Annotated in this window: 26 protein-coding genes; 18 read left to right on the top strand and 8 right to left on the bottom strand. The window is 59.9% G+C overall.

What is annotated here, in order from left to right; all coding sequences use genetic code 11:
- Positions 1 to 227: 227 nt before the first annotated feature.
- The 6 genes from ugpB to ugpQ all read left to right on the top strand — a co-directional run bounded on the left by ugpB (position 228) and on the right by ugpQ (position 5,775).
- Positions 228 to 1,535: a sn-glycerol-3-phosphate ABC transporter substrate-binding protein UgpB gene (gene ugpB / locus IHV84_RS13340; RefSeq protein ID WP_198847203.1), complete on the top strand. Its 1,308-nt coding sequence runs from the start codon at positions 228 to 230 to the stop codon at positions 1,533 to 1,535.
- Between the two features lie 134 nt (positions 1,536 to 1,669).
- On the top strand, positions 1,670 to 2,551 hold the full coding sequence (gene ugpA / locus IHV84_RS13335; RefSeq protein ID WP_044400106.1) for a sn-glycerol-3-phosphate ABC transporter permease UgpA: 882 nt from the start codon (positions 1,670 to 1,672) through the stop codon (positions 2,549 to 2,551).
- Between the two features lie 141 nt (positions 2,552 to 2,692).
- Positions 2,693 to 3,544: a sn-glycerol-3-phosphate ABC transporter permease UgpE gene (gene ugpE, locus IHV84_RS13330; protein WP_066699114.1), complete on the top strand. Its 852-nt coding sequence runs from the start codon at positions 2,693 to 2,695 to the stop codon at positions 3,542 to 3,544.
- A gap of 60 nt (positions 3,545 to 3,604) precedes the next feature.
- Entirely contained in the window at positions 3,605 to 4,609 is a 1,005-nt protein-coding gene (locus tag IHV84_RS13325) for a sn-glycerol-3-phosphate import ATP-binding protein UgpC (RefSeq protein WP_044400112.1), read from the top strand.
- Between the two features lie 27 nt (positions 4,610 to 4,636).
- Entirely contained in the window at positions 4,637 to 4,978 is a 342-nt protein-coding gene (locus IHV84_RS13320) for a VOC family protein (RefSeq protein WP_198847202.1), read from the top strand.
- A gap of 41 nt (positions 4,979 to 5,019) precedes the next feature.
- Positions 5,020 to 5,775 carry a glycerophosphodiester phosphodiesterase gene (ugpQ, locus tag IHV84_RS13315; protein WP_198847201.1) on the top strand — a complete coding sequence of 252 codons (756 nt, stop codon included), beginning with the start codon at positions 5,020 to 5,022 and terminating at the stop codon, positions 5,773 to 5,775.
- A gap of 112 nt (positions 5,776 to 5,887) precedes the next feature.
- Here ugpQ and IHV84_RS13310 read toward each other — a convergent pair whose 3' ends face one another.
- Both IHV84_RS13310 and IHV84_RS13305 read right to left on the bottom strand, forming a co-directional pair.
- Positions 5,888 to 6,847, bottom strand: a complete 960-nt coding sequence (locus IHV84_RS13310) for a tripartite tricarboxylate transporter substrate binding protein (protein WP_044400121.1) — start codon at positions 6,845 to 6,847, stop codon at positions 5,888 to 5,890.
- Between the two features lie 206 nt (positions 6,848 to 7,053).
- Positions 7,054 to 7,329, bottom strand: coding sequence for a hypothetical protein (locus IHV84_RS13305; protein WP_066696173.1), 276 nt, complete (start codon positions 7,327 to 7,329; stop codon positions 7,054 to 7,056).
- Between the two features lie 76 nt (positions 7,330 to 7,405).
- Here IHV84_RS13305 and hemA point away from each other — a divergent pair, with 76 nt between their 5' ends.
- The 6 genes from hemA to IHV84_RS13275 all read left to right on the top strand — a co-directional run bounded on the left by hemA (position 7,406) and on the right by IHV84_RS13275 (position 13,860).
- Positions 7,406 to 8,713 carry a glutamyl-tRNA reductase gene (hemA, locus tag IHV84_RS13300; RefSeq protein WP_066696177.1) on the top strand — a complete coding sequence of 436 codons (1,308 nt, stop codon included), beginning with the start codon at positions 7,406 to 7,408 and terminating at the stop codon, positions 8,711 to 8,713.
- 114 nt (positions 8,714 to 8,827) lie between these two features.
- The gene (gene prfA / locus IHV84_RS13295) at positions 8,828 to 9,916 is read left to right on the top strand and encodes a peptide chain release factor 1 (RefSeq protein ID WP_198847200.1); all 1,089 of its coding nucleotides are present in this window, start codon (positions 8,828 to 8,830) and stop codon (positions 9,914 to 9,916) included.
- Positions 9,917 to 10,018: 102 nt separating this feature from the next.
- A complete protein-coding gene (gene prmC / locus IHV84_RS13290; RefSeq protein ID WP_198847199.1) occupies positions 10,019 to 10,855 on the top strand; it encodes a peptide chain release factor N(5)-glutamine methyltransferase in 837 nt (278 codons plus the stop codon).
- Between the two features lie 59 nt (positions 10,856 to 10,914).
- A complete protein-coding gene (gene grxD, locus IHV84_RS13285) occupies positions 10,915 to 11,232 on the top strand; it encodes a Grx4 family monothiol glutaredoxin (protein ID WP_044400131.1) in 318 nt (105 codons plus the stop codon).
- A gap of 195 nt (positions 11,233 to 11,427) precedes the next feature.
- A complete protein-coding gene (locus tag IHV84_RS13280) occupies positions 11,428 to 12,435 on the top strand; it encodes an AAA family ATPase (protein WP_066696193.1) in 1,008 nt (335 codons plus the stop codon).
- Positions 12,436 to 12,552: 117 nt separating this feature from the next.
- Positions 12,553 to 13,860: a hemolysin family protein gene (locus tag IHV84_RS13275; protein WP_198847198.1), complete on the top strand. Its 1,308-nt coding sequence runs from the start codon at positions 12,553 to 12,555 to the stop codon at positions 13,858 to 13,860.
- A gap of 81 nt (positions 13,861 to 13,941) precedes the next feature.
- Here the strand turns inward: IHV84_RS13275 and IHV84_RS13270 are convergent, their stop codons facing one another.
- The gene (locus tag IHV84_RS13270; protein ID WP_198847197.1) at positions 13,942 to 14,631 is read right to left on the bottom strand and encodes a lytic transglycosylase domain-containing protein; all 690 of its coding nucleotides are present in this window, start codon (positions 14,629 to 14,631) and stop codon (positions 13,942 to 13,944) included.
- The gene (locus tag IHV84_RS13265; protein ID WP_066696207.1) at positions 14,628 to 16,370 is read right to left on the bottom strand and encodes a proline--tRNA ligase; all 1,743 of its coding nucleotides are present in this window, start codon (positions 16,368 to 16,370) and stop codon (positions 14,628 to 14,630) included. Before IHV84_RS13265 ends, IHV84_RS13270 begins: the two co-directional genes overlap by 4 nt.
- 91 nt (positions 16,371 to 16,461) lie before the next feature.
- Between IHV84_RS13265 and IHV84_RS13260 the strand changes: the two genes are divergently transcribed.
- Positions 16,462 to 17,154 (top strand): RNA pyrophosphohydrolase, encoded by a 693-nt coding sequence (locus IHV84_RS13260; RefSeq protein ID WP_198847196.1) that lies wholly within the window; start codon positions 16,462 to 16,464, stop codon positions 17,152 to 17,154.
- Between the two features lie 194 nt (positions 17,155 to 17,348).
- On the opposite strand, the gene proB is transcribed toward IHV84_RS13260, so the two are convergent.
- The 4 genes from proB to rplU all read right to left on the bottom strand — a co-directional run bounded on the left by proB (position 17,349) and on the right by rplU (position 20,460).
- The gene (proB, locus tag IHV84_RS13255; protein ID WP_198847195.1) at positions 17,349 to 18,488 is read right to left on the bottom strand and encodes a glutamate 5-kinase; all 1,140 of its coding nucleotides are present in this window, start codon (positions 18,486 to 18,488) and stop codon (positions 17,349 to 17,351) included.
- 66 nt (positions 18,489 to 18,554) lie between these two features.
- Complete coding sequence (gene cgtA, locus IHV84_RS13250) at positions 18,555 to 19,625, bottom strand: Obg family GTPase CgtA (RefSeq protein ID WP_142081915.1); 1,071 nt, start codon at positions 19,623 to 19,625, stop codon at positions 18,555 to 18,557.
- Between the two features lie 250 nt (positions 19,626 to 19,875).
- The gene (gene rpmA / locus IHV84_RS13245) at positions 19,876 to 20,133 is read right to left on the bottom strand and encodes a 50S ribosomal protein L27 (RefSeq protein WP_044400157.1); all 258 of its coding nucleotides are present in this window, start codon (positions 20,131 to 20,133) and stop codon (positions 19,876 to 19,878) included.
- A gap of 15 nt (positions 20,134 to 20,148) precedes the next feature.
- Positions 20,149 to 20,460, bottom strand: a complete 312-nt coding sequence (gene rplU / locus IHV84_RS13240) for a 50S ribosomal protein L21 (RefSeq protein WP_010462012.1) — start codon at positions 20,458 to 20,460, stop codon at positions 20,149 to 20,151.
- 207 nt (positions 20,461 to 20,667) lie between these two features.
- On the opposite strand from rplU, the gene IHV84_RS13235 reads away from it, so the two are divergent.
- From IHV84_RS13235 to coaE, 5 genes are all read left to right on the top strand, one after another.
- Positions 20,668 to 21,597, top strand: coding sequence for a polyprenyl synthetase family protein (locus IHV84_RS13235; protein ID WP_066698878.1), 930 nt, complete (start codon positions 20,668 to 20,670; stop codon positions 21,595 to 21,597).
- A gap of 711 nt (positions 21,598 to 22,308) precedes the next feature.
- On the top strand, positions 22,309 to 24,042 hold the full coding sequence (gene pilB / locus IHV84_RS13230; RefSeq protein WP_198847194.1) for a type IV-A pilus assembly ATPase PilB: 1,734 nt from the start codon (positions 22,309 to 22,311) through the stop codon (positions 24,040 to 24,042).
- Positions 24,043 to 24,070: 28 nt separating this feature from the next.
- A complete protein-coding gene (locus tag IHV84_RS13225) occupies positions 24,071 to 25,288 on the top strand; it encodes a type II secretion system F family protein (RefSeq protein WP_066783615.1) in 1,218 nt (405 codons plus the stop codon).
- Positions 25,288 to 26,172 (top strand): A24 family peptidase, encoded by an 885-nt coding sequence (locus tag IHV84_RS13220; RefSeq protein ID WP_198847193.1) that lies wholly within the window; start codon positions 25,288 to 25,290, stop codon positions 26,170 to 26,172. Before IHV84_RS13225 ends, IHV84_RS13220 begins: the two co-directional genes overlap by 1 nt.
- Positions 26,173 to 26,787 (top strand): dephospho-CoA kinase, encoded by a 615-nt coding sequence (gene coaE, locus IHV84_RS13215; RefSeq protein ID WP_142081919.1) that lies wholly within the window; start codon positions 26,173 to 26,175, stop codon positions 26,785 to 26,787. It abuts the gene before it with no gap.
- Positions 26,788 to 26,841: the final 54 nt, after the last annotated feature.

The following is a 26,841-nucleotide window of genomic DNA, read 5'->3' as shown; positions in this document are numbered from 1 at the left end:
TACCTTGGCTAGCACAAGCATGGTGCAATGCACAAAACCTTGCAACTCCGGGCAAATCCACCCTGAAACTGTCATGGAAACGTCACAATTGGACACACCGCCCGGCCCTCAACGGGTTTTTACCGTTGTAATCGGCCGGGCAACCGTGGGACAACGACACATGTTTGACGCATTTCGTGCCTAGCATCGGTCGCTTTGTGCCCAGCGTCATCTTTGGAGAGATATCTATGCAACTGAAGAAATTGGCATTGACTGCCGCCATCGCCTTCGGCGCCTGTGTTCCCGCACACGCCCAGACGGAAATTCAATGGTGGCATTCCATGAGCGCCGCTTTGGGCGACTGGGTGAATGACCTGGCCAAACAATACAACGCAAGCCAAACCCAGTACAAGATCGTGCCCACCTACAAGGGCACGTATGACGAATCGATGACAGCCGGTATTGCCGCCTTCCGCGCTGGCAATGCACCCCACATCATTCAGGTGTTTGAAGTGGGCACCGCCACCATGATGGCCAGCAAGGGCGCCATCGTGCCCGCAGGCAAGGTGATGAGCGATGCGGGCTTCAAGTTCGACCCCACCTCGTACGTGTCTGCCGTGGCCGGTTACTACACCGCGCCCAACGGCCAGATGCTGAGCTACCCGCTCAACAGCTCCACCACCATCTTCTATTACAACAAGGACGCCTTCAAGAAGGCAGGCCTGGACGCCAACAAGCCTCCCAAGACCTGGCCTGAAGTGTTCGAAGCCGCCTCCAAACTCAAGGCCAGCGGCCACAGCTGCCCGTTCACCACCAGTTGGATCAGCTGGACGCAACTGGAAAGCTTCTCGCTGTGGCACAACACGCTGTTCGCCAGCAAGAACAACGGCTTTGACGGCACGGATGCCCAGCTGCAGATCAACACCCCGCTGCACGTGCGCCACTTTGAAAACCTGGCCAAGGCTTCGAAGGACGGCAGCTTTGTGTACAAGGGCCGCGGCAACGCAGCCGACGCATCCTTCCCATCGGGTGAGTGCGCGATGATCACCGGCTCGTCCGGTCTGTACGCCCGCGTGGCCAAGGAAGCCAAGTTTGCCTACGGCATCTCGACCCTGCCTTACTACGCTGACGTGAAGGGCGCGCCCCAGAACACCGCCATTGGTGGTGCCAGCCTGTGGGTGATGGCCGGCAAGAAGGCCGAAGAGTACAAGGGCGTTGCCGACTTCCTGAACTTCCTGAACGACACCAAGGTGCAAGCCGCCAGCCACCAGCGCACCGGCTATCTGCCTGTGACCATGGGCGCTTACAAGCTCACCGAAGCCTCCGGTTTCTATGAAAAGAACCCAGGCACCGATGTGGCCGTGACGCAGATGATCCGCAAGGCAACCGACAAGTCGCGCGGCATTCGTCTGGGCAACTTCGTTCAGGTTCGCGCCATCATCGACGAGGAAACCGAACAAATCTGGTCGGGCAAGAAGACTCCCAAGGAAGCCCTGGACACAGCCGTGACCCGCGGCAACGAGCAACTGGCCCGTTTCGCACGCGCTAACCGCTAATTTTTATCGCCCCCGTTGATGGGGCCCGACTCTCCAGGCATTCCCCTGGGTTTCTGGGCTCCATCGTTGGCCCGCACCCCTCGCAAACACCGGTTTGCATGGGCTGCGGGCTGTTTTGTTCAGACTGATCCGATATGGAAAAACGCGTTTTATTCCGCTCTGCATGGCTGCCGTGGGTGCTTTTGCTACCCCAGCTGGTCGTGATCAGCGTCTTCTTCTTCTGGCCGGCGGGCCAGGCGCTGGTGCAATCTTTCCAGATGCAAGATGCCTTTGGCATGTCCACCGAATGGGTGGGGCTGGAAAACTTCCGCAACCTGTTTGAAGACCCGAGCTATCTCGCCTCGTTCAAGACGACGGCATTTTTCTCAATAGCCGTCGCGGTCTCGGGCATCGCCATCTCGCTGGTGCTGGCCATCTTTGCCGACCGCATCGTGCGCGGGGCCCTGGTGTACAAAACCGCACTGCTGCTGCCTTATGCGGTGGCCCCTGCCGTGGCGGGCGTGCTGTGGATGTTCATGTTCTCCCCCTCGCTGGGCGTGGTGGCGTATCTGCTGCGCCAGTCGGGGTTTGACTGGAACCACTTGCTCAACTCCGACCACGCCATGACGCTGATCGTGATTGCGGCTGTGTGGAAGCAGATCTCCTACAACTTCCTGTTCTTCCTGGCAGGCCTGCAGTCCATCCCCAAATCGCTGATTGAAGCGGCCGCGATTGATGGCGCTGGCCCATGGCGCCGGTTCTGGAGCATCCAGTTCCCGCTGCTGTCGCCCACCACGTTCTTCCTGCTGGTGATCAACGTGGTCTATGCCTTCTTCGACACCTTCGCCATCGTGGACTCCACCACGCAGGGCGGCCCTGGGCAAGACACCTCGATCCTGGTCTACAAGGTCTATCACGATGGCTTCAAGGCCATGGACATGGGCGGATCGGCCGCGCAATCGGTGGTGCTGATGGCCATCGTGGTCGTACTGACCGTGGTCCAGTTCCGCTACGTCGAGAAGAAAGTGCAATATTGATGCGCCCCCTGAGTCGCTTCGCGCCTTCCCCCGCCAGGGGGACGCCGCCCTCACTGCGGGGCGGCCCTTGCTTGGCGGCCCTCGCCTATGGCGCGCCCTTGATCGGCACCTGGGGCCAGGCATCACATCTGAAAGATTCCAATGGTTGAACGCAGTCCTTTTCTCAAGGCGTTCTCGCACCTGATCATGGTGCTTGGCGTCATCATCGTGGGCTTCCCGCTGTACCTGGCGTTTGTGGCGTCCACCCACACGGCGCAAGACATCGTGCAGGTGCCCATGCCCCTGCTGCCCGGCAGCAACTTCTGGGAAACCTACAAAACCGCGCTGTTCGGCGGCGGCTCGGGCCCTGGCTCCAGCGCCCCGGTGGCGCACATGATGTGGGTGAGCTTCGTGACGGCCATGGTCATCACCGTGGGCAAGATCGCCATCTCGCTGCTGTCGGCGTTCGCCATCGTGTACTTCCGTTTCCCCTTCAAGGGCATCTGCTTCTGGCTGATCTTCATCACGCTGATGCTGCCCGTGGAAGTGCGCATTGGCCCCACGTACCAGGTGGTGTCCAACCTGGGCATGCTCAACACCTATGCGGGCCTGACGGTGCCGCTCATCGCGTCGGCCACGGCCACCTTCCTGTTCCGCCAGTTCTTCCTGACGGTGCCGGACGAGCTGGTCGAAGCCGCACGCATTGATGGTGCCGGCCCCATGCGCTTCTTCAAGGACATCCTGGTGCCGCTGTCGCGCACGTCCATCGCCGCGCTGTTCGTGATCCAGTTCATTTACGGCTGGAACCAGTACCTGTGGCCGCTGCTCGTGACCACCTCGGAAGACATGTACCCCGTGGTGATCGGCATCAAACGCATGATCGCTGGCGGCGACACCGGCAACGAATGGAACGTGGTGATGGCCACCGCCCTCTTGGCCATGCTGCCCCCCGCCCTGGTGGTGGTGTTCATGCAGCGCTGGTTCGTCAAGGGCCTGGTCGATACAGAAAAATAAACGAAATCTGCCGCTAGCGCTTATTTATCAAGCGCCAGCAGCTACAAATTTAAGAGCAAAATGGCATCCATCTCTCTTCGCAACATCATCAAGCGCTATGGCCACGGCCCCAAGGCCAATCAGGTCATCCATGGCGTGAACGCTGAAATCAAGGACGGCGAATTCGTCGTCATCGTCGGCCCCTCGGGCTGCGGCAAATCCACGCTGCTGCGCATGGTGGCTGGGCTGGAAGAAATCTCCGGCGGCGAGCTGCACATTGGCAACCGCATCGTGAACGACCTGGAACCCGCCCAGCGCGACATCGCCATGGTGTTCCAGAACTACGCGCTGTACCCGCACATGACGAACTTCGAGAACATGGCCTATGGCCTGAAGATCGCCAAGGTGCCCAAGGAAGAAATCAAGGCGCGCGTGGACAAGGCTGCCAAGATTCTGGAACTGGGCCACTTGCTGGAGCGCAAGCCCCGCGAACTGTCCGGCGGCCAGCGCCAGCGCGTGGCCATGGGCCGCGCCATCGTGCGCCAGCCGCAGGTGTTTTTGTTTGACGAGCCCCTGTCCAACCTCGACGCCAAGCTGCGCGCGCAAACGCGCCTGGAAATCCAGAAGCTGCACCGCGAACTGGGCATCACCAGCCTGTTTGTCACGCACGACCAGGTGGAAGCCATGACGCTGGCCCAGCGCATGATCGTGATGAACGCGGGCAACATGGAACAGTTCGGCACGCCTGAAGAGGTCTATCACACGCCTGCGTCCACCTTCGTGGCCAGCTTCATCGGCTCGCCGCCCATGAACCTGCTCAAGCACGCGCCCAACAGCAAGCCCGGCACCATCCTGGGCATCCGCCCCGAGCACATGGACATTGGCGACACCGGCTGGGAAGTGCGCGTGGACACGATCGAGCTGCTGGGTGCCGAGCGCCTGGTGTACGCCACCATGGGACAGGACACACTCATCGTGCGCATCGACGAAGGCCGCCCCTCGCCCAAGCCTGGCGACGCCATTCGCGTGGCGCCCCGCGAAGACCGCCTGCACTGGTTCAACGCGGAAACCGGCAAGCGCATCTGAGCGCGCGCACAACGCACTAGCGCCACCATGGCAGGCATCCACGCCACCGTGCCCGTGTTGGCATCGCTGGACCTGGCGGAGTCCCGGCAGTTCTATACCGAACTGCTGGGCTTCGATTGCCTGCACGCATCGGCCGACTACCTGATGCTGCGGCGCGACGGCTGCGAGTTGCACCTGTGGCACTGCGCCGAGCGCCACATCGCCGAAAACACCTCGTGCTACGTGCGGGGCGACACCGCCGCCCTGCACGCCGACTTTGCGCAACGCGGCTTGCTGGTAGAGCCCCCGCAGTTGCGCGACTGGGGCATGCGCGAGTTCCATGTCATCGACCCCCACGGCAACCTGCTCAAGTTTGGCGAGCCCGCTTGAACCGAACTGAGCCCGCCAACCACTGCCCTCCCCTTCGCACCATGAACGCGATCACCGCTTCCTCCTGGCCCTACCCCCGCTGGATTGCCCACCGTGGCGCCGGCAAGCTGGCCCCTGAAAACACCTTGGCCGCCTTCCGCCTGGGCGCACAGCACGGCTACCGTATGTTCGAATGCGACGCCAAGCTGAGCGCCGACGGCGTGCCCTTTTTGCTGCACGACGCCACGCTGGAGCGCACCACCAACGGCCGTGGCACCGGCGGCGACCTGCCGCTGGGCGCGCTTGCGCAACTCGATGCGGGCAGTTGGCATTCACGCGCCTACGCTGGCGAGGCCGTGCCCACGCTGGAGGCGCTGGCCCGCTTTTGCATCGCCAACGGCTACTTTCTGAACATCGAGATCAAGCCCACGCCAGGGCAGGAAGAAACCACCGGGCGCGTGGTGGGCGAAACCGCAGCGCGGCTCTGGCAGGGCCAGGCCGTGCCCCCGCTGTTCTCGTCCTTCAAGCCCGACGCGCTGGCAGGCGCACAGGCCACCGCAGCCCACATTCCGCGCGCCTTGCTGCTCGATACGCTGTGGGATGGCTGCCTGGACACCGCTCGCCGCCTGGGCTGTGTGGCCATCGTGTGCAACCACGCGCTGTGGGACGCCGCACTGGTCGCCCAGGTCAAAGGCATGGGCATGCGCACGTTGAGCTACACCGTCAACGACGACTGGGCCGCCCAGCGCCTGATCGCTTTGGGCACGGACGGCATCATCACCGACCGCGTGGATCTGTTTTCGCCCGCCACGCCATAGGGCGCATCTTCCAACCAACGCGGCCCTGAGCTAGCGCCACCGTGGAACCGGCTCTGCCGGGCCACCGGTGGCATACCCCTTTCAGGGGAAAGGCGCGCAGCGCCTCAGGGGGTCAATCCAGCTTCGCGCCCGACTTCTTCACTGCATCTGCCCAACGGGGCATCTCAGAGGCCAGAAACTTGGCAAAGTCATCTGCGCCCAGGAACGCAGGGTCTGCGCCCTGGCTCACCATGCGGCTTTTCACTTCGGGCGACTGCATCACCCGGCCAAACGCATCGCTGAGCTTGGCCACCACATCCTTGGGCGTGCCCGCAGGCGCCAGGAATCCATAAAAGCCCACCACCTCAAAGCCCTTGAGGCCGCTCTCGATCACTGTGGGCACATCAGGCAAGGCGGGGTTGCGCTCGCGGCTGGTCACCGCCAGGGCGCGCACCTTGCCCTGCTTGTGGTACGCCGCGGCCTGCGGAATGCTCTCGGCCATGAACTGCACCTGCCCGCCCATCAGGTCGGTGAACGCTGGGGCGCTGCCGCGGTAGGGGATGTGCACCATGAACAGGCCCGTGGCCGTCTTGAACATTTCAGGCACCAGGTGGCTGATGCCGCCATTGCCTGCCGAGCCATAGTTGATCTGCCCTGGCTTGGACTTGGCGTAGGCCATGAATTCCTGCAGGTTCTTGGCTGGCACGTTCGGGTTCACCAGCAGGGCCAACGGCTGCATCGCGGTGCGCGCAATCGGCGTGAAATCCTTGAGCGTGGCGTACGGCAGGCGGCTGTACAGAGCCGGGTTGATCACCATCACACCCGTGTTGGCCAGCATCAGGGTGTGACCGTCGGGCGGCGCCTTCATCACGTCTTGCGCGCCCACCGTGCCGCCGGCGCCGGCCTTGTAGTCCACCACCACGGGCTGGCCCAGCACGGCCTGCAGTTTATCGGTCAGCAGGCGGGCATGCTGGTCCAGCGGGCCACCCGCAGGAAAGCCGACCACGATGCGCACGGGCTTGGTAGGAAACGCGTGCACAGCAGCCGTCCAGGCCAAGGCTGCGCCCACCAACAGGGTGCGAAAGGTACTCATGGGGTGTCTCCGTTGTTGTAAATCTGTCAAGTTGCGATGGTAAAAGCAGAATGGCAGGCTTAGAGCGGCTAACAAAACTGTTCTGGCGTCGTTGCCGCGTCTTGTCGTACTACGCGTACTGCCTGCGACGCGGCGCCTAGCCAGAACCGCTTCGCTGAGTTTTGTTAGCCGCTCTTAACAGCCGCCGCGCTGAGCAATGCAAACGCTTATTTGCGCCACAGGCGCTGGCCTACTGCGTGCGATGTGGCGCAGGCCAGCACCAAGGCGCCATACGTCAGCATCTTGCCGTCGCGGCCGGTGATCCACAGCCCCGCCAGCAGCACGGCCGAGCACACCGCAAAGTCCAGCAGCCACTGCGCGCCTCGCCCCAGCCCGCGCGGGCCGCGCAGCACCAAAGGCCCCAGCATGGCCATGAAGAGGGCCATCCAGAATGCCGGCGCCAAGAAGTTCAGAAGGTGGTTGAGGCTGTCGAGCGGACCCATGTGCGCAATTGACCCAGATCAAGGCATACCCATGCTGGGAGCCGCAGAGAAGGTAACGATTTTATAATCCGCCACCATGGCAGTCTGGGCCCTCGGCATCAACCACACCACCGCGCCGCTCGATCTGCGTGGCAGGTTTGCGTTCGCGCTCGACCAGATCGCGCCCACCTTGCAGGGTTTGCGCCAGTCGCTGGGGCAGTCCCTCAGCCATTCGGGCGTGGAAACCGCCATCATCTCCACCTGCAACCGCACCGAAATTTACTGTGCTGGCGAACGGCCCGCGCTGGACCATACCCTGGGCTGGCTCGCCCACAGCGGCGGCGTGAGCCCCGCGCTGCTGCGTTCGCACTCCTACACTTTGGAAGACAGCCTCGTTGCCCGCCATGCGTTCCGCGTGGCCAGCGGGCTGGATTCGATGGTGCTGGGCGAAGCGCAGATCCTGGGCCAGATGAAGGACGCCGTGCGCGCTGCCGAAACAGCGGGCGCTTTGGGCACCACACTGAACCAGCTCTTTCAGCGCAGCTTTGCTGTGGCCAAGGAGGTGCGCAGCAGCACCGAGATTGGCGCACACAGCATCAGCATGGCGGCAGCCGCGGTGCGCCTGGCCAGCCAGCTGTTTGAAGACCTCACCGAGATCAAGGTGCTGTTCGTGGGCGCGGGCGAGATGATTGAGCTGTGCGCCACGCACTTCGCCGCCAAGAACCCCAAGGCCATTGCCATTGCCAACCGCACGCTGGAGCGCGGCGAAAAGCTTGCCACCCGCTTTGGCGGCGAGGTGATGCGCCTGGCCGACCTGCCCGAGCGCCTGCACGAGTTTGACGCCGTCATCAGCTGCACGGCCAGCAGCCTGCCCATCATCGGCCTGGGCGCTGTGGAACGCGCCCTGAAGAAGCGCCGCCACCGCCCCATTTTCATGGTGGACCTGGCTGTGCCGCGCGACATCGAGCCCGAGGTGAAAGCCCTGGGCGACGTGTACCTCTACACGGTGGACGACCTGGCCACCGTGGTGCAAACCGCGCAGGCCAACCGCCAGGCCGCCGTGGCGCAGGCTGAAGCCATCATCGACGCGGGCGTGCAAAGCTTCATGCACTGGATGGAGCTGCGCAGCCCCGCCACCGCTGCGGGGGGCGTGGTGCCGCTGATCCAGCAGCTCAACGCGCAAGCCGACGAATGGCGCGCTGCCGAAATCGCGCGCGCCAAAAAGCTGCTGGCCAAGGGTGAAGACGTGGACGCGGTGCTGGAAGCCCTGTCGCGTGGCCTCACGCAAAAAATGCTGCACGGCACCCTGGCCGAGCTGCGCGCGGGCGACGCCGAAATGCGCGCCCAGACGGCACAGACCGTCTCGCGCCTGTTCCTGCGCTCGCAAAGCAAAAACGGCCAGTAGCGGCGCCCGCCCGCTCACCCGCCGCTCCGATTTCAAGCCAAATCGGCCTCCCGCGCTTGATACACAAGCGCTAGCAGCTACCAAATTCGTAGCACCTTCTTTTTTCAAAGCCCCATGAAACCCTTTCTTCGAAGCCAATTGGAGCGCTATGCACAGCGCCTGGGCGAGCTGGACTTCCTGCTCTCGCGCGAAGACATCATGAGCGACATGGCGCAGTACCGCCGCATCTCTGTCGAGCACGCCGAGGTCACGCAGATTGCCGGCCGCTATGCCCGCTACCAGCAGCGCGAGGCCGACCTGGCCGGAGCCCGCGAAATGCTGGCCGACCCCGACATGGCCGAAATGGCGCAGGAGGAAATCGAAAGCAGCGAAGCCGAGCTGCTGCAACTGGAAGACGAATTGCAGCGCCTGCTGTTGCCCAAGGACCCGGACGACGCACGCAACGCCTTCGTTGAAATCCGCGCAGGCACAGGCGGTGACGAATCCGCCCTGTTCGCAGGCGATTTGACCCGCATGTACACCCGCTACGCCGCCACCCAGGGCTGGAAAGTGGAGGTGATGAGCGCCAACGAAAGCGAGCTAGGCGGCTACAAGGAAATCGTGCTGCGCATAGAGGGCGATCACGTGTACGGCGCCCTCAAGTTCGAATCCGGCGGCCACCGCGTGCAGCGCGTGCCCGCCACCGAAACCCAAGGCCGCATCCACACCAGCGCCTGCACCGTGGCGGTGATGCCCGAGCCCGATGAGCACCAGGCCATCACCTTGAACCCGGCGGACCTGCGCATCGACACCTTCCGCGCCAGCGGCGCGGGCGGGCAGCACATCAACAAGACGGACTCTGCCGTGCGCGTGGTTCACTTGCCCACCGGCATCGTGGCCGAATGCCAGGATGGCCGCAGCCAGCACAGCAACAAAGCCAAGGCGCTGCAGGTGCTGCAAGCGCGCATTCAAGAAAAAGAGCGCAGCGAACACGCCGCCAAGGAGGCCGCGCTGCGCAAGGGCCTGATCGGCAGCGGCGACCGCAGCGACCGCATCCGCACCTACAACTTCCCGCAGGGGCGGCTGACGGACCACCGCATCAACCTCACGCTGTACAAGCTGCTGGCCGTGATGGAAGGCGACCTGGGCGATGTGCTGCAAGCCCTGCAACACGCCCGTGAGGCCGAGCAACTGGAAGAGCTGGAAAAGGGTGCGGGTGTGTAACGCCTGCAGCAGCATTCCGGTGCAGCGCACAAACCCTTTAAGCCTTTTAGGCCTCCAGCGCCTGTCCATCAAGCGCGATCAGCTATCAATATCAGAGCAAACGTGAACACCCCCAACCTCGCCCAGGCTTTGGCCCAGGCCCACGCGCTGGGCCTGCCCCGCATCGACGCGCAACTGCTGCTGCTGCACGCACTGGGGCGCCCCGACGCGGGCCGTGCCTGGCTGCTGGCGCACGACACCGATGCGATGGACGAGGCCACGCACGCGCAGTTCATCGCCCTGTGCCAGCGCCGCGTGGCGGGTGAGCCCGTGGCCTACCTCACCGGACGCAAGGAGTTCTATGGCCTGCCGCTGCAGGTAGACGCCCGCGTGCTGGACCCCCGCCCCGACACCGAAACGCTGGTGGACTGGGCGCTGGAAGCCATCGCCCCCCTGCCCGCCCCGCGCGTGGCCGACCTGGGCACCGGCAGTGGCGCCATTGCGCTGGCCTTGCAAAGCCAGCGGCCCACGGCCCAGGTGCTGGCGGTGGATGCCAGCGCCGACGCCTTGGCGGTGGCCCAGGCCAACGCACAGCGGCTGGGCCTGCCCGTGCGCTTTGAGCACGGCAACTGGCTGCACGGGGTGGAAGGGATATTCGACGCCATCGTTTCCAACCCGCCCTACATCCCCAGCGCAGACCCGCACCTGGCCGCGCTGACGCACGAGCCGCTGCAGGCCCTGGCCAGCGGCAGCGACGGGCTGGACGACATCCGCACCATCGTGGCCCAGGCGCCAGCCCGGCTGACACCGGGCGGCTGGCTGCTGCTGGAACACGGCTACGACCAGGCCGAGGCAGTGCAGGCGCTGCTCGCAGCCCATGGGTTTGTGCAGGTGCAAAGCCGCAATGACCTTGCCGGCATCGCGCGCTGTACGGGCGGGCAGTGGCCGACAGTGAAATAATCCCCCCCCAACGCGGGCTCACAGCATTTTTTGTCCGCCTCTTTTTCAAGGAGTACCCCATGAGCGACACCCAACAACGTATCGACGCCCTCGTCAAATCCAGCGACATCCTGCTGTTCATGAAGGGCAGCGCCAGCTTCCCCATGTGCGGCTTCTCCGGCCGTGCCATCCAGATCCTGAAGGCCTGCGGCGTGGACCCCAAGAGCGTGGTCACCGTGAATGTGCTGGAAGACGACGCCATCCGCCAAGGCATCAAGGAATACAGCAACTGGCCCACCATCCCCCAGCTGTACGTGAAGGGCGAATTCATCGGCGGCTCCGACATCATGATGGAGATGTACGAGTCCGGCGAACTCAAGCAGGTGCTGGGTACCTGAGGCTGAGCCCCCCCCCCGCGCACCAGGCCGCCTTCGGGCGGCTTTTTCTTTGGTACGTGGCAAGCCAGGCCGCTTGGCCACCACAGGGATTGGGATGGCTGCAACACCGGCACCATTTCAGGGCTTTTCCCACATTGAGGCTGGGCATGTTGTGTGCTTGAATGACAGCGTGACCCCAACACACAGGAGCATGCAATGACCAGCCATAGCCTTGTTCCCCAAAGCGCCGCACTGCGCATTCCGGTGGCGCAGATGCGCAACGTGTTTCACCCTGGGGATGTGGAACGCAAACTAGCCCGCCTGCAGGACGCAGGCAGCCAACGCGAATACGAAAACCTGCGTGCCGTGTACGAACGCATGCTGGAACGAGGGCCTGAACGCTTCCAGGTCAAACCATCAGGGGTGCCCGACATGAGCGGCCTGTACGAGCTGCTGCCCAACTTCACCGACGTGCTGGACGATGTGAAACGCCACGTAGCCCTGGCGCAAGACAGCAGCGATGGGCTGGAGGTGACCCCCATGCTGCTGCTGGGCCCACCCGGCATCGGCAAGACCCACTTTGCCCGCCACCTGGCCGAGTTGCTGGGCACGGGCATGAACCTGCTGCCGATGAGCTCCATGACCGCTGGCTGGTTGCTGTCGGGGTCGTCTGCACAATGGAAAGGCGCACGCCCTGGCAAGGTGTTCGAGGCCCTGGTGGAGGGCGAGTATGCCAACCCCGTCATCGTGGTGGACGAAATCGACAAGGCCAGTGGCGACGCACAGTACGACCCGCTGGGTGCCCTGTACAGCCTGCTGGAGCACGACACCGCACAGAGCTTTACCGACGAGTTTGCCGAGGTGGCGATTGATGCCAGCCAGGTCATCTGGATCACCACGGCCAACGATGCACGCGGCATCCCTGACCCCATCCTCAACCGCATGAATGTGTTTGAGGTGGAGGCGCCCACGCTGGAGCAGGCACGCACCATTGCACTGAACCTGTACCAGGACATTCGCAACAGCCACGACTGGGGCCGCCTGCTGGACCCGGAGCCGCAGGACGATGTGCTGGAGCACCTGGCCCATATGCCACCGCGCGAGATGCGCCGGGCGCTGATGACGGGCTTTGGCAATGCGCGGCTGGATCGCCGCTCGACCGTGGAGATTGCGGACCTGCCCAAAGCCGCCAACACGCGCGGGCGCATTGGCTTTGTGCAGTGAGCCGTTACGGGCAGACCCTGCGCCACTGAACGGTACAGCCCTGCCTTGAGGCGGGGCTGTACGGACAGATACACTTCATGGACCGTTGTGCCATAGCGCCACGCTCTGTCACCCTCCATGACCCAAAGCCTTTTAGTGATTGCGCTGCTGATTGCAGCGAGTGCCTTTTTCTCCATGGCAGAAATCTCGCTGGCCGCAGCCAGGCGCTTGCGCCTGCGCCAGATGGCCGACGAAGGAGACCCGCGCGCCGACCTGGTGCTGCGCATTCAAGAACAGCCCGGTGACTACTTCACCGTGGTGCAAGTCGGGCAAAACGCCGTCGCCATCCTGGGCGGTATCGTGGGCGAAGGCGCCCTGAGCCCCCACTTCAGCAGTTTCTTCAGCGTCTGGATGAGCGACGCGTCTGCAAACACCGCCGGGTTCATTGCGTCGTTCCTGATCATCACATCCCTGTTCATTCTTTTTGCTGACCTGTTCCCCAAACGCCTGGGCATGGCCGAACCTGAACGGCTGGCCGTGCGCCTGGCGCGGCCCATGGCCTGGTTCATGGCGCTGCTGCGCCCTCTGGTGTGGTTCTACAGCCGGGGGGCCGATGCTTTGTTTCGGCTGCTAGGCCTGTCGTCGCTGCGCGACGATCGCATTACGTCAGACGACATCCTGGCCATGATGGAAGCCGGCGCCCGCGCGGGCGTGCTGGCCGCGCGCGAGCAGCAGGTGATCACCAATGTGTTTGAGCTGGACACCCGCACTGTCTCCAGCGCCATGTCACCCCGCGACCGGGTAGCGTTCTTTCTGCGGGACGAACCCGACTCCGTCATCCGGCTGCGTATTGCCGCCGAGCCTTTTTCGACCTACCCCGTGTGCGAGGGCGACATCGACCACGTAGTGGGCTACGTGGACGCAAAAGACCTGTTCCAGCGCGTGCTGAACAACCAACCCATCTCGCTGGCCGACGACAGCCTGGTGCGCAAGGTGCTCATCGTGCCGGACAAACTCACGCTGTCGGAAGTGCTGGAGCAGTTCCGGCAGGTGCATGAGGACTTCGCCGTCATCGTCAATGAGTACAGCCTGGTGGTGGGCGTGGTCACACTGAACGACGTGATGAGCACGGTGATGGGCGACCTGGTCGGTGGCCCTTCGGATGAAGAGCAGATCGTGCAGCGCGACGAGAACTCGTGGCTGATCGATGGCGTCACCCCCGTCAGCGACGTGGTGCGCGTACTGGACCTGGACGAACTGCCGCACGCGGGCGAGTACGAGACGCTGGCGGGCTTCCTGATGGTGATGCTGCGCCGCGTGCCCCGCCGGACGGACAGCGTGAGCTGGAAGGGATTCAAGTTCGAGGTGCTGGACGTGGACAGCTACCGCATCGACCAGGTCATGGTGTCACGGCTGCCTTCCGCAGACAGCCCGGCCGCGTCATAAGGCGTGGGCTAGCAAGATGGATGGGCATTACTGAGGGAGCAGCGGGGTTTATGCCCCATGCCCCCTCAGCCTCGGTGCACCTCAGCCCAGATTCGTTTTGGCTTCAAACGCCCAGTTGCGCTGGGCGGCAAACACCGCGTTGGGGTACGGCGGCTTGCCCCGGCTGCCGTTGTAGCGGCCCAGGGCCATGAACAGGTCGCCCTGCTCGCGGTCGATGTAGTGGCGCAGGATCACGCAGCCAAAGCGCAAATTGGTCTGCATGTGGAAGAGCTTTCCCGGGTCCCCATCGCCAATCACACGGGTCCAGAAGGGCATGACCTGCATGTAGCCCCGCGCACCCACGCTGGACACCGCAAACTTGCGGAACGCACTTTCGACGTGGATCAGCCCCATCACGAGGGACACGTCCAGCCCTGCACGCTTGGACTCGTACCAGACCGTCTGCAGAAAATCGCGGCGCACTTCCCAATCGGGCTTGCGGTTGCGCAGCCGGTCGCTCATCGTGCCCAGCCAGCGCAGGTAGCTCAGGCGAGACTCGGTAGAGAAGAACACGGGCTCGGGTGGTGCCTGGTTGGCGATCGCAGAACTCAGGGCAGTACGCACCGAGTCCATCAACGGCTCTTCCAGCTGGCCGCCCGCATGGGCCTGGCCAGGCACAGCCAGCCAACCGGCGGGCGCTGCAGCCGCAATCAAGCACGCACGGCGCGAAATACCCCGCACGCCGCGCTCCAAACCGCTATCCCCTCGCACGCTGTCCACCTCCTGCGTCATACCGCCATGCGGCCTTTCACATGGGCCGCAACATCGCTCACCGCCACCTTGGTCGCCGCTGCATCGCGGCGGTGCTGGTACTCGACCACACCTTCCTTGAGGCTCTTGTCGCCAATCGTGACACGGTGGGGTACACCGATCAACTCCCAGTCGGCAAACATGGCACCGGGGCGCTCGCCGCGGTCGTCCAGCAAAACATCCACGCCCTGCGCCAGCATTTCTGCATAGAGCTTCTCGGCCGCCTGTTTCACTTCTTCGCTGCGGTCCATGCCAATGGGGCAAATCACCACGGTGAACGGAGCGATGGCGTCGGGCCAGATGATGCCGCGCTCATCATGATTTTGCTCAATGGCAGCGGCGGGCAGGCGGGTAATACCAATACCGTAGCAGCCCATTTCAAAGGGTTGCGGTTTGCCGTTCTCGTCCAGGAAGGTCGCGTTCATCGCGCGGCTGTACTTGGTGCCCAGATAGAACACATGGCCCACTTCGATGCCGCGCTCAATCGCCAGAACGCCCTTGCCATCGGGCGATGGATCACCTGCCACCACATTGCGCAGGTCTGCCACTGCGTCCGGCTCAGGCAAATCACGGCCCCAGTTCACGCCGGTGATGTGGAAGTCCGCCTCGTTGGCACCGCACACCCAGTCGGACATCACCGCGACCTCGCGGTCGACCACGATCTTCACGGGCTTCTGCAACCCGATGGGCCCCAGGTACCCTGGCTTGCAACCAAAGTGGTCTTCAATCTCCGCCACGGTCGCGAAACGGAAGTTTTCCAGCCCGGCGACTTTGTTGACCTTGATTTCGTTCATGTCATGGTCGCCGCGCAGCAACAACAGCCAGACCTGCGTCTTCACAATTTCGCCGTGCTCATTGGTGGTGTCGGTGGCCAGCACCAGGGATTTGACGGTGCGGCTCAGGGGCAGGCCCAGCAGCTCCGCCACATCGACACAGGTGCTCTTGCCGGGCGTTGCCGTTTTGGTCATCGCCTGACTGGGGGAAGCACGTGGGCCCTGGGGCGCGAGGGCTTCGGCTTTTTCCATGTTGGCGGCGTAGTCGCTGCCAGGGCAGTAGACGATGGCGTCCTCGCCTGTGGCGGCAATCACCTGGAACTCTTCGCTCAGGTCCCCACCAATGGCGCCGCTGTCTGCGGCCACCGCGCGATAGGTCAAGCCAAACCGGTCAAAAATACGGCGGTATGCGGCAGCCATCACCTGGTAGCTGGCCTTGGCTGAAGTCTGGTCGCGGTCGAACGAGTACGCGTCCTTCATGATGAACTCGCGACCACGCATCAAGCCAAAGCGTGGGCGGCGCTCGTCGCGGAACTTGGTCTGGATCTGGTAGAAGTTCTTGGGCAGCTGTTTGTAGCTGCGCAGTTCTTGCCGTGCAATGTCTGTCACCACTTCTTCGCTGGTGGGTTGCACCACGAAGTCGCGGCCATGGCGGTCGCTGATGCGCAGCAACTCAGGCCCCATCTTTTCAAAGCGCCCGGTTTCCTGCCACAACTCGGCGGGCTGGATCACCGGCATGGTGCACTCCACGGCCCCGGCCCGGTTCATTTCCTCGCGCACGATGGCTTCCACCTTGCGGATGACCCGCAACCCCATGGGCATGTAGTTATAGATGCCCGCGCCCAGCTTCTTGATCAGCCCCGCACGCATCATGAGTTTGTGACTGACCACTTCGGCGTCGGCCGGAGCTTCCTTGAGGGTGGAGATAAAGAATTGAGAGGCTTTCATCGGGGCGAATTCAGTCTATTCAGACTGGTCCTCTTGCCGGGCGCATGGCACCGTGCATAATGGACGCAGTTTAAAAATCTGGGGTTCGATTATGCTTGACCGGGACGGCTTTCGGCCGAACGTCGGCATCATCCTGCTCAACCAAAAGAACCAAGTGTTCTGGGGCAAGCGGATCCGCACCCACAGTTGGCAATTTCCGCAGGGCGGCATTGACCGGGGCGAGACCCCCGAACAGGCCATGTTCCGGGAATTGCACGAAGAGGTAGGATTATTGCCCAACCACGTCCGCTTGGTCGCCCGCACAAGGGATTGGTTGCGCTATGAGGTGCCTGACCGGTATATCCGCCGCGATGCACGCGGTCACTACAAAGGCCAGAAACAAATCTGGTATCTGCTGCAACTGGTCGGTCACGACTGGGACTTGAACCTGCGCGCCACCAACCACCCGGAGTTCGACGCCTGGCGTTGGAACGACTACTGGGTGCCTCTCGACGTGGTTGTTGAGTTCAAGCGTGGCGTCTATGAAATGGCATTGACGGAGCTGGCTAGGTACTTGCCACGGCAGGACCAGCGTAACCGGTATTTGCGCAGCGGAATGCGTGCTCGCGATGGGGAACACGCACATGGCAACGCGCATGCAGCGCCCGCGCTACGCTCCGGATCCATGCTGCTCCACCCCGCGATGGAACTCCCCCCTGGGGCGAGCTTCGATCCAGACCCCCAAAACAGTCTGCCGGTGGAAGCAACCCACTCAGCCAGCAAGCCAGAAGCAGGAAGCACTTAGCGAAGCGGCAACCCGCTGGAACGCAATCATGAAAAAGCCGATGCCAGAGCAAACTCCGGCATCGGCTTTTTTTCATGGGAATGATTTGGATCGGCTAAAAACTCAGAGAAACGACCCTCACCCAGCGCTCAGTACCAACCAGCGCAGAAACCATCAGGCGAGACAACGGTTCCCCGGAGCTTCGTTGGCTGCTTTTAAGCAACCGACAACACCAAGTTGTCCCTGTGAACCATCTCGGTTTCAGCCGTGTAACCGAGCAGCTTTTCAAACTCAGACGAAGGCTTGCGACATAGCAAGCGCGCCTCTGCGGCAGCATAGTTGGCCAACCCACGGGCAATCTCCGCTCCGGCTTCGTCACGCACTGCAATGACGTCACCCCGCGAGAAATCTCCTTCGACCGCAGTCATTCCGATCGGCAGCAGGCTTTTGCCCTCTTCCCTCAGTTTGGCGGCAGCACCGGCATCAACAGTCACAGCACCCCGCAACTGCAGGTGATCGGCCATCCATTGCTTGCGCGCCTGCTTTTTCTGCGTTTGGGCAACCAGCAAGGTGCCCAGTGCCTGGCCGCCCACCAATCGCACCAGCACATCCGGCTCTCGCCCCCACGCAATCACTGTGGATGCACCGGAGCCAGCTGCACGCTTGGCAGCCAAGATCTTGGTAATCATGCCGCCCTTGCCAATGCTGGACCCGGCCCCACCTGCCATGGCCTCCAGCGCTGGGTCGCCTGCGTTGGCCTTGTGCACAAACTGCGCAGCCGGATCACGACGCGGATCTGCGGTGTACAGGCCCTTCTGGTCGGTCAGGATCACGAGAGCATCCGCCTCGACCAGATTGGCAACCAACGCACCCAGCGTGTCATTGTCACCGAACTTGATTTCGTCGGTCACGACCGTGTCGTTCTCATTGATCACGGGAACCACCCCCAGACGCAGCAGCGTCAGCAGGGTGGAACGCGCATTCAGATAGCGCTCACGATCAGCCAAGTCGGCATGGGTGAGGAGCACCTGGGCGCTGCCCATGCCTTGCTCCCGCAACTTGGTTTCATACATCTGGGCCAAACCCATTTGGCCCACCGCAGCAGCCGCTTGCAGTTCGTGAATCTCTTGCGGGCGAGTCGCCCAACCCAGCCGCTTCATACCCTCGGCAATCGCCCCACTGGAGACCATGACCACTTCGCGCGGCACGCCTCCATCCCCTCGCACCAACGCAGCCAACTGGCGGCTCCATTCACCAATGGCGGCCTCGTCCAGGCCGCGCCCTTCGTTTGTCACCAGACTGGAACCCACCTTGACCACGATGCGGCGGGCATCTCGCAATACGCTAGAAACCATGTTAAGGGTCTTTTTATGAGTAGACGCTTATGCAGCAAGCGCCAGCAGCTACTATTTTTATAGCAATTAAAGAGGCGTGTCACCAACAAAGCGTGGATCCACTTCCACAGGGGCGTTTTCCACCCTTTGCTCGCTTTGTACATGACGGTAGATGGCATGGATCAGTGCCTCGCAGCCCTCACGGGTCAGCGCTGAAATTTCAAACACCGGCCCCTTCCATTTGAAGCGCTTCACGAAATCCTTGACCCGAGCTTCGCGCTCCTCTACGGGCACCATGTCGAGCTTGTTCAACACCAGCCAGCGGGGCTTTTCATACAGTTGGGTGTCGTATTTTTTGAGCTCGCCCACAATGGCTTTGGCCTGCGCCACAGGATCAATGGCGTCGTCAAACGGGGCCATATCCACGATGTGCAGTAACAGGCGCGTTCTCTGCAAATGGCGCAGAAACTGGTGACCCAGGCCCGCGCCTTCGGAGGCGCCTTCAATCAAGCCAGGGATATCCGCCACCACAAAGCTCTGCTCCGGCCCCACCCGCACGACGCCCAAATTGGGGTGCAGTGTGGTGAAGGGGTAGTCAGCAATCTTGGGGCGAGCATTGGACACCGCCGTGATGAACGTCGACTTGCCCGCATTGGGCATGCCCAGCAGGCCGACGTCAGCCAGCACCTTGAGTTCCAGCTTGAGGTTCTTGCGCTCACCCGGCCAGCCTGGCGTTTTTTGACGCGGGGCACGGTTGATAGCGCTCTTGAAGCGCAAGTTGCCGAAGCCCCCATCGCCTCCTTTGGCAATGGTGATGACCTCTCCGGGGGTGAGCAGCTCATACAGCACCTCGCCCGTCTCAGCATCAGAAATGATGGTCCCCACCGGCATTTTCAGCGTGATGTCTTCGCCAGCGGCACCAAACATATCGGAGCCCATTCCGTGCTCACCGCGCTTGGCCTCATGGCGACGGGAGTATCGAAAATCCACCAAAGTGTTTAGATTCGGGTCTGCCACGGCAAACACATGCCCCCCACGCCCGCCATCCCCACCATTGGGCCCACCGAATTCCTTGTATTTTTCGTGGCGAAAAGACACGCAGCCATTGCCGCCATCACCTGCGGCAATGTCAATATAGGCTTCGTCGACGAACTTCATGGGGTATCCAATTTACAAAAGAGGCGCGAAAGGCAGGCGGTGATTTCTCATCGGCATCTGGAGTGACTTGAAATTCACTCCACCAACGAACCCCACCTGCGCTCACCCGGAGTCAGAAATGCTCAGCACTTCAGACCACTAACGGCCTGCTCTGGCCGAAAAATCCACATATTGCCAGAACCAGCAACCGCAGAACATAAACGACAAAGCCCCGGCAATGCGGGGCTTTGGATTCAACCAGAGGCAAACCTCAGGCTGGAGTCACATTGACAGTGTGCTTGGACAGTGCGCCCTTGGTGCCGAACGACACGTGGCCGTCAACCAAAGCAAACAGGGTGTGATCCTTGCCCACGCCGACGTTGTTGCCGGGGTGGAAGCGTGTACCGCGCTGACGCACGATGATGGAACCAGCGCTGATCAATTCACCGCCGAAGGCCTTGACACCCAGCATCTTTGGCTTGGAATCACGACCGTTTCGCGTAGAGCCGCCGCCTTTTTTCTGTGCCATGACATCGACTCCTTATTAGGCAGCAATCGCACCGATTTGCAGCTCAGTGAACTGCTGGCGATGGCCTTGGCGTTTCTGATAGTGCTTGCGACGGCGCATCTTGAAGATGTGCACTTTGTCGTGCTTGCCGTGTGCCACGACGGTGGCTTTCACGGTTGCGCCGGACACCAGGGGCGTACCGATCTTGAGTTCAGCGCCGTTACCGACTGCCAACACTTGATCGATCACAATTTCCTGGCCTACGTCCGCAGCAATCTGTTCTACTTTAATTTTTTCGCCGGAAGCAACGCGATACTGCTTGCCGCCGGTTTTTATGACCGCGTACATGTGAACCTCTTGAATTGAGTTCCGCAAACCAATTTTTGCAGAGCCGCAGATTATGCCACAGCACCCCCAAAAAGGCTAGCCCGGCTCCGAGGAGGCACTCCTGCCCAACGCTTCATTCCTATAATCCGGGGAACTTTGGTAGCCGCTATCTTGACTGATCACCTCTCCTCCACAGCCTCCTCACCCCTCTCGCTAATCGCAGAGGACATGCGTGAAGTTGATATCGTCATCGGGCAACGCCTGACATCCACAGTCCCGCTGGTAGGCCAGGTCGCCCAATACATCATTGCGGCCGGCGGCAAACGACTGCGCCCAGCCCTTTTACTCATGGTGTGCGGAGCATTGAACTACCAAGGCTCACATCGCCACACCTTGGCAGCTGTGGTCGAGCTCATTCACACCGCAACCCTGCTGCATGATGACGTGGTAGATGCTTCCACGCTGCGCAGAGGAAGAGCCACAGCCAACGAAACGTTCGGCAATCCAGCCAGTGTTCTGGTTGGGGATTTTCTCCACACCCGTTCCTTCCAAATGATGGTTGAGACAGGCAGCATGAGGGTGATGGAAATCCTTTCAGAGGCCACCAACATCATCGCCGAGGGCGAAGTCCTGCAATTGATGAACATGCACGACGCCTCCTTGAGCGAAGCGGATTACCTCAAGGTGATTCGTTCCAAAACCGCAAAGCTCTTCGAAGCCAGCGCCCGACTGGGAGCCGTACTGGCAAACTCACCACCAGCCATCGAGGAAGCATGTGCCACCTATGGGCAAGCACTGGGCACCGCATTCCAGATCATTGACGATGTTCTCGATTACGCTGGGAATGCAGTCGAAATGGGCAAGAATTTGGGCGATGATCTGCGAGAGGGGAAAGCCACCTTGCCTTTGATTGCAGCCATGGAGCGCGGCACCCCTCAGCAAGCGGCCGTGATTCGCAGCGCGATTGAACAGGGCTCCACAGAGGAACTGGCAAAAATCATCGAAATCGTCCAGCAAACAGGCGCGCTTGAGATTGCAAGGTCTGCTGCAACCCAAGAAGCAAACCGCGCGATAGACGCCATTAGGCTACTTCCGGCGACCGAATTTGCTGCCGCAATGCGAGTGCTCGCCAATCAGCTGACAGACAGGCGAACTTAGCGCTACGCAAGTCTAGTCACACACGCATAAGCCAACACGTCAAAGAAACTTTAGACTGAGGCTGACTTCCACGGTTGTGCGAGTTTAAAGACTTGAAACGAATTGCCGCGAGGCCGTGCCTTGCGCAATCGATGAGAACTTGACGCATTACAGATGGAACCCGTGCGCGCAAATTGCACAAATGCAGCTGCAGATTGAGCGCGATAAACCAGCAATCGCTCAAAGCCAGATGCCACGGCAGGCAAGCATCCACACACCGAAGCAAGCATCTCCGTCAATTCGGAGCATTCAACAAACGGACTGAGCTCAAGGCGGAACATGGTGCGCGAACAACCATCTTTGCAATCTGACAGAGATATTTCAGCAAGATTCCTTGGCAAAATTTGGGACACAGCACCAGATCGATGAAGAGTTGGGGAAGATCCCCGCCAGATCCTTAGACACAACCTTAACTGCGCATGGATTGCAGTACCAAGTCGAAGTTGTCAGCAACGAAACAACCCGTCAGACGTTTGAATTACTGGCGTAGCACTTGAATTTGCATGCGCAGAATATGCCGAACTATCACTCGCAGAACACGAGACATCGGGTCAATCGACAAGTGATGTAGACCAACGTTGCGACCGTGCCACCCTCCTTACGGGCTGTACAGCGCAGAGGGGATGGGCGATGATAGGATGCCCCGCTGTCCCATAACGTACTAACGGCTAAATGGCTACCGCTGATATTGCCCCCAAAGACGCTTCTGCAATCGCTCTTCCCGGCCTAGGAAGGGCCTTAATGTCTGCGGGCAAGCTTACGCAGAAAGCAGCCGAGGAAATTTACCAAAAGTCACAAATTAGTCGGACAAGCTTTATTGCCGAACTGACGGGGTCGGGGGTGGTGTCGGCAGCCGACTTGGCACATACGGTATCTGCAGTTTTTGGAGCTCCACTACTGGATTTGGAAGCCATTGACCCTCTGCGATTACCGAAAGATTTATTGGACGCCAAGATTTGCCAAGCCTACAAAGTCGTAGTACTAAGCAAACGTAGCAACCGCTTGATTGTTGCGACGGCGGACCCAACAGACCAAGAGGCGGCAGAAAAAATCAAGTTCACCACCCAGATGGGCGTGGATTGGATTATCGCAGAATATGACAAACTGAATCGCCTAGTGGAGGCCACAACCAAGTCCGCCTCCGAGTCCATGGAAAGCCTGACCAGTGGCGATTTTGAATTTGATGAATCAGTTGCCGAAGAAACTCCCGAGGTTATAGATTCAGGAGCCAACGAGGTTGAAGATGCCCCCGTTGTTAAGTTTCTTCATAAGATGCTTTTGGATGCTTTTAATATGCGGGCATCTGATTTGCATTTTGAACCTTACGAGCATCAATACCGAGTGCGTTTTCGTATTGACGGTGAGCTGAAAGAAATTTCATCCCCTCCTATCGCAATTAAAGACAAGCTAGCTTCACGCATCAAGGTCATATCCAGAATGGATATTTCAGAAAAGCGAGTCCCTCAAGATGGACGAATGAAGCTCAAGGTAGGCCCAGATCGGGTTATTGACTTTCGGGTGAGTACGCTGCCTACTTTGTTTGGCGAAAAAATTGTAATTCGTATTCTTGACCCCAGCAGTGCAAAGCTTGGCATTGATGCTTTGGGGTATGAACCCAAAGAGAAAGAGCGACTATTACACGCGATTGGTCGACCATATGGCATGATTCTTGTCACGGGACCCACAGGCTCAGGTAAAACCGTATCTTTGTATACCTGCCTGAATCTATTAAACAAGCCAAGTGTAAATATTGCTACCGCGGAAGATCCTTCTGAAATCAATCTACCCGGTGTTAACCAAGTTAATGTCAACGAAAAGGCTGGACTTACGTTTGCCGTCGCACTGAAATCATTTTTACGCCAAGATCCCGACATCATCATGGTGGGGGAAATTCGAGATTTGGAGACAGCTGATATTTCCATCAAAGCGGCACAAACGGGTCACTTGGTGCTATCCACACTCCACACCAATGATGCCCCAACTACACTGACACGCATGCGGAATATGGGCATCGCCCCGTTCAATATTGCATCCAGTGTGATTCTTATCACTGCTCAGCGTTTGGCAAGACGCCTGTGTCCAGCCTGTAAAGCCCCAGCAGATGTTCCTCACGAGACACTCGTGGAAGCGGGATACCGCGAAGAAGATTTAGACGGATCCTGGGTAACCTACAGAGCTGTCGGATGCCCCGCATGCAACAACGGCTACAAAGGGCGCGTGGGGATCTACCAAGTCATGCCAATTTCAGAGGAAATTCAGCGCATTATTCTGCGTGATGGCAGCGCACTCGAAATAGCAGAACAAGCGCGGAACGAAGGAGTACGCTCCTTGAGAGAGTCCGGTTTACACAAAGCTCGGCTTGGGCTCACTTCCCTCGAAGAAGTGCTTGCCGTGACTAACGAATAATAAAATTCAGACACACAGGGAAAAATCTATGGCCACGGCAGCATCGAGAGACATCAAGGAATTTGTCTTTGAATGGGAGGGAAAAGATCGTGCAGGTAAAGTGGTGCGCGGAGAAATCCGGGCTGTAGGCGAAAATCAAGTCCAAGCGACACTTCGCCGTCAAGGAGTTTTCCCTACAAAAATAAAGAAGCGACGCACCCGCTCGGGGAAAAAGATCAAGCCTAAAGACATAGCGCTTTTTACTCGACAACTGGCAACAATGATGAAAGCTGGAGTTCCATTGCTTCAGTCTTTTGACATCGTTGGCCGAGGCAATACAAACGCAAGCGTTACAAAGCTTCTTAATGACATTCGCTCGGATGTTGAAACGGGAACATCTTTGAACGCAGCGTTTCGCAAGCACCCCATGTATTTTGATAGTCTCTACTGCAATCTAGTAGAGGCAGGAGAGGCAGCAGGTATTTTAGAAGCATTACTTGATCGCCTAGCCACCTACATGGAAAAAACGGAGGCGATTAAGTCTAAAATCAAATCGGCTCTAATGTACCCAGCCTCCGTCATCATTGTTGCTTTTGTAGTTGTAACAGTGATTATGATATTTGTTATTCCAGCATTCAAAGAGGTATTTACCTCTTTTGGAGCCGACCTACCCGCACCAACACTTTTCGTGATGGGAATCAGCGAAGTTTTCGTGAAATGGTGGTGGCTCATTTTTTCAATAATTGGCGGCGGATTTTATTTTTTCTTTCAAGCATGGAAAAGAAATGAAAAGATGCAGAAATTCATGGATCGATTTTTATTAAAAATGCCCATTTTTGGGGCACTGATCGATAAATCTTGTGTTGCACGATGGACACGTACATTGGCAACCATGTTTGCAGCAGGCGTTCCACTGGTTGAAGCACTAGATTCGGTAGGAGGCGCATCAGGCAACTCTGTCTATGCAACAGCGACAGAAAAAATTCAGCAGGAAGTATCTACAGGCACCAGCCTCACCGTAGCTATGGACAACGCGAAGATATTTCCGTCGATGGTCATTCAAATGTGTGCTATCGGTGAAGAGTCCGGATCCATTGATCACATGCTGGGGAAGGCTGCTGATTTTTACGAAGCGGAAGTTGACGAGATGGTTGCAGGCCTCTCCAGTCTGATGGAACCCATCATTATTGTTTTTCTCGGCTCTTTGATTGGCGGAATCGTAGTCTCCATGTACCTCCCCATTTTCAAATTGGGTCAGGTGGTTTAATGGATTTCGCTGTGTTGCCAGCCGCTGGGTTGGCAGGTTTGCTGGGATTGCTCGTTGGTAGTTTTTTGAATGTGGTGATTTACCGATTGCCCAAGATGATGGAACGTCAATGGGCGGCGGAAATTACCGCTTATCAGGCAGAAAAAGAGAACAGCCCATCAAGAACAGAAGAGCCGCCCCCCGCGGAAGCGTCCTTCAATCTCATGGTTCCTCGGTCAGCGTGTCCGGCATGCGGGCACCAGGTTGCTTGGTACGAAAACATCCCTGTCGTCAGTTACCTGTTTCTGCGCGGTAAGTGTTCAGGTTGCGCGACGCGGATCAGTGCGCGGTATCCGCTGGTGGAACTTTTGACCGGGGCACTTTTCTTTTTTTGCGTGCATCGCTGGGGTCCCACCCCCACAGGATTGGCTTGGTGTGGTTTTTCAGCGGTTTTGATTGCGCTTGCTTTCATTGATTGGGACACCACGTTGCTGCCTGATGATTTGACCTTGCCACTCTTGTGGGCGGGTCTGCTGGCTGCCGCGTTGCAGTGGATTCAGGTGCCGTTGTTCTCGTCCGTGATGGGGGCTGCGGCTGGCTACCTGTCCTTGTGGCTTGTCTATTGGGGCTTCAAGTTGGCCACGGGCAAGGAGGGGATGGGGTACGGCGACTTCAAACTGTTTGCCGCTTTGGGCGCCTGGTTTGGCTGGGAGGCCTTGGTCCCGATCATCCTGATGTCCTCCGTGATTGGGGCGATTGTCGGTATTGGGCTCAAAGTTTTCAGCAGCTTGCGCGAGGGGGGCTACATTCCTTTCGGACCGTTCCTGGTAGGTGCTGGGCTGACCGCAATGATCGCGAGCCCCAAGGTGATGCTGGATACGGTGTTGCGGACGTTTGGGCTGTAAATGCGCGGGCGCGCCTCAAGAATTGGCCTTACTGGGGGCATCGGCAGCGGCAAGTCCACTTTTGGAGCGTTGCTCCAGAAGCGCGGAGCAGCCCTCGTGGATTCCGATCAAATCGCCAGACAAGTCACCGGGCCCGGGGGCGCAGCCATCGCCGCGATTGTTCAGCGCTTTGGACCTGAGTTCGTGGACGATACGGGGGCGCTTGACCGAGGGCGGATGCGAGAGTTGGCGTACTCGGCACCTGATGCACGCACAGCGTTGGAAGCCATCGTTCACCCGCTGGTGTCCTTGCACAGCAGCCAGCAAGCACAGGCGGCAGAAGATGCGGGAACGCGGGTCATTGTGTTTGACGTCCCGTTGCTGGTGGAGTCTGGCCGTTGGGTGCAGCGGCTGGATGCGGTGATCGTGATCGATTGCCCGCCCGCTTTGCAGATTCAGCGTGTGATGAGCCGAAGTGGTCTGAACCGGAGCACTGTCGAGGCGATTTTGGCTGCCCAATCTCCCCGCAACATTCGGCGCGCATCGGCCGATATCGTGGTTCACAATGGTGATAATTGCACGCTGGCCGATCTTCACAAGATGGCGGAACAAGTAGCCACCCGGTTGGGGCTATGATGTTCCTCAATGCATAAAAGCACCTGCCGGTTGGCGTTTTCAAGCCTTCGGCGC

The sequence above is a fragment of the Acidovorax sp. IB03 genome, assembly GCF_016406015.1.
Taxonomy (GTDB): domain Bacteria; phylum Pseudomonadota; class Gammaproteobacteria; order Burkholderiales; family Burkholderiaceae_C; genus Acidovorax; species Acidovorax temperans.
This window is presented reverse-complemented; position numbering and strand designations above follow the sequence as displayed.

What these genes read in the sequence shown, in the direction of transcription:
- grxD (WP_044400131.1), top strand. Translation starts at nt 10,915, where the DNA reads ATGAGCGACACCCAACAACGTATCGACGCCCTCGTCAAATCCAGCGAC.
- ugpB (WP_198847203.1), top strand. Translation starts at nt 228, where the DNA reads ATGCAACTGAAGAAATTGGCATTGACTGCCGCCATCGCCTTCGGCGCC.
- IHV84_RS13260 (WP_198847196.1), top strand. Translation starts at nt 16,462, where the DNA reads ATGCTTGACCGGGACGGCTTTCGGCCGAACGTCGGCATCATCCTGCTC.
- IHV84_RS13305 (WP_066696173.1), bottom strand. Translation starts at nt 7,329, where the DNA reads ATGGGTCCGCTCGACAGCCTCAACCACCTTCTGAACTTCTTGGCGCCG.
- IHV84_RS13310 (WP_044400121.1), bottom strand. Translation starts at nt 6,847, where the DNA reads ATGAGTACCTTTCGCACCCTGTTGGTGGGCGCAGCCTTGGCCTGGACG.
- IHV84_RS13320 (WP_198847202.1), top strand. Translation starts at nt 4,637, where the DNA reads ATGGCAGGCATCCACGCCACCGTGCCCGTGTTGGCATCGCTGGACCTG.
- proB (WP_198847195.1), bottom strand. Translation starts at nt 18,488, where the DNA reads ATGGTTTCTAGCGTATTGCGAGATGCCCGCCGCATCGTGGTCAAGGTG.
- IHV84_RS13265 (WP_066696207.1), bottom strand. Translation starts at nt 16,370, where the DNA reads ATGAAAGCCTCTCAATTCTTTATCTCCACCCTCAAGGAAGCTCCGGCC.
- IHV84_RS13220 (WP_198847193.1), top strand. Translation starts at nt 25,288, where the DNA reads ATGGATTTCGCTGTGTTGCCAGCCGCTGGGTTGGCAGGTTTGCTGGGA.
- IHV84_RS13225 (WP_066783615.1), top strand. Translation starts at nt 24,071, where the DNA reads ATGGCCACGGCAGCATCGAGAGACATCAAGGAATTTGTCTTTGAATGG.
- IHV84_RS13270 (WP_198847197.1), bottom strand. Translation starts at nt 14,631, where the DNA reads ATGACGCAGGAGGTGGACAGCGTGCGAGGGGATAGCGGTTTGGAGCGC.
- ugpE (WP_066699114.1), top strand. Translation starts at nt 2,693, where the DNA reads ATGGTTGAACGCAGTCCTTTTCTCAAGGCGTTCTCGCACCTGATCATG.
- hemA (WP_066696177.1), top strand. Translation starts at nt 7,406, where the DNA reads ATGGCAGTCTGGGCCCTCGGCATCAACCACACCACCGCGCCGCTCGAT.
- ugpA (WP_044400106.1), top strand. Translation starts at nt 1,670, where the DNA reads ATGGAAAAACGCGTTTTATTCCGCTCTGCATGGCTGCCGTGGGTGCTT.
- pilB (WP_198847194.1), top strand. Translation starts at nt 22,309, where the DNA reads ATGGCTACCGCTGATATTGCCCCCAAAGACGCTTCTGCAATCGCTCTT.
- coaE (WP_142081919.1), top strand. Translation starts at nt 26,173, where the DNA reads ATGCGCGGGCGCGCCTCAAGAATTGGCCTTACTGGGGGCATCGGCAGC.
- rpmA (WP_044400157.1), bottom strand. Translation starts at nt 20,133, where the DNA reads ATGGCACAGAAAAAAGGCGGCGGCTCTACGCGAAACGGTCGTGATTCC.
- cgtA (WP_142081915.1), bottom strand. Translation starts at nt 19,625, where the DNA reads ATGAAGTTCGTCGACGAAGCCTATATTGACATTGCCGCAGGTGATGGC.
- IHV84_RS13235 (WP_066698878.1), top strand. Translation starts at nt 20,668, where the DNA reads ATGCGTGAAGTTGATATCGTCATCGGGCAACGCCTGACATCCACAGTC.
- prfA (WP_198847200.1), top strand. Translation starts at nt 8,828, where the DNA reads ATGAAACCCTTTCTTCGAAGCCAATTGGAGCGCTATGCACAGCGCCTG.
- IHV84_RS13325 (WP_044400112.1), top strand. Translation starts at nt 3,605, where the DNA reads ATGGCATCCATCTCTCTTCGCAACATCATCAAGCGCTATGGCCACGGC.
- IHV84_RS13275 (WP_198847198.1), top strand. Translation starts at nt 12,553, where the DNA reads ATGACCCAAAGCCTTTTAGTGATTGCGCTGCTGATTGCAGCGAGTGCC.
- ugpQ (WP_198847201.1), top strand. Translation starts at nt 5,020, where the DNA reads ATGAACGCGATCACCGCTTCCTCCTGGCCCTACCCCCGCTGGATTGCC.
- rplU (WP_010462012.1), bottom strand. Translation starts at nt 20,460, where the DNA reads ATGTACGCGGTCATAAAAACCGGCGGCAAGCAGTATCGCGTTGCTTCC.
- IHV84_RS13280 (WP_066696193.1), top strand. Translation starts at nt 11,428, where the DNA reads ATGACCAGCCATAGCCTTGTTCCCCAAAGCGCCGCACTGCGCATTCCG.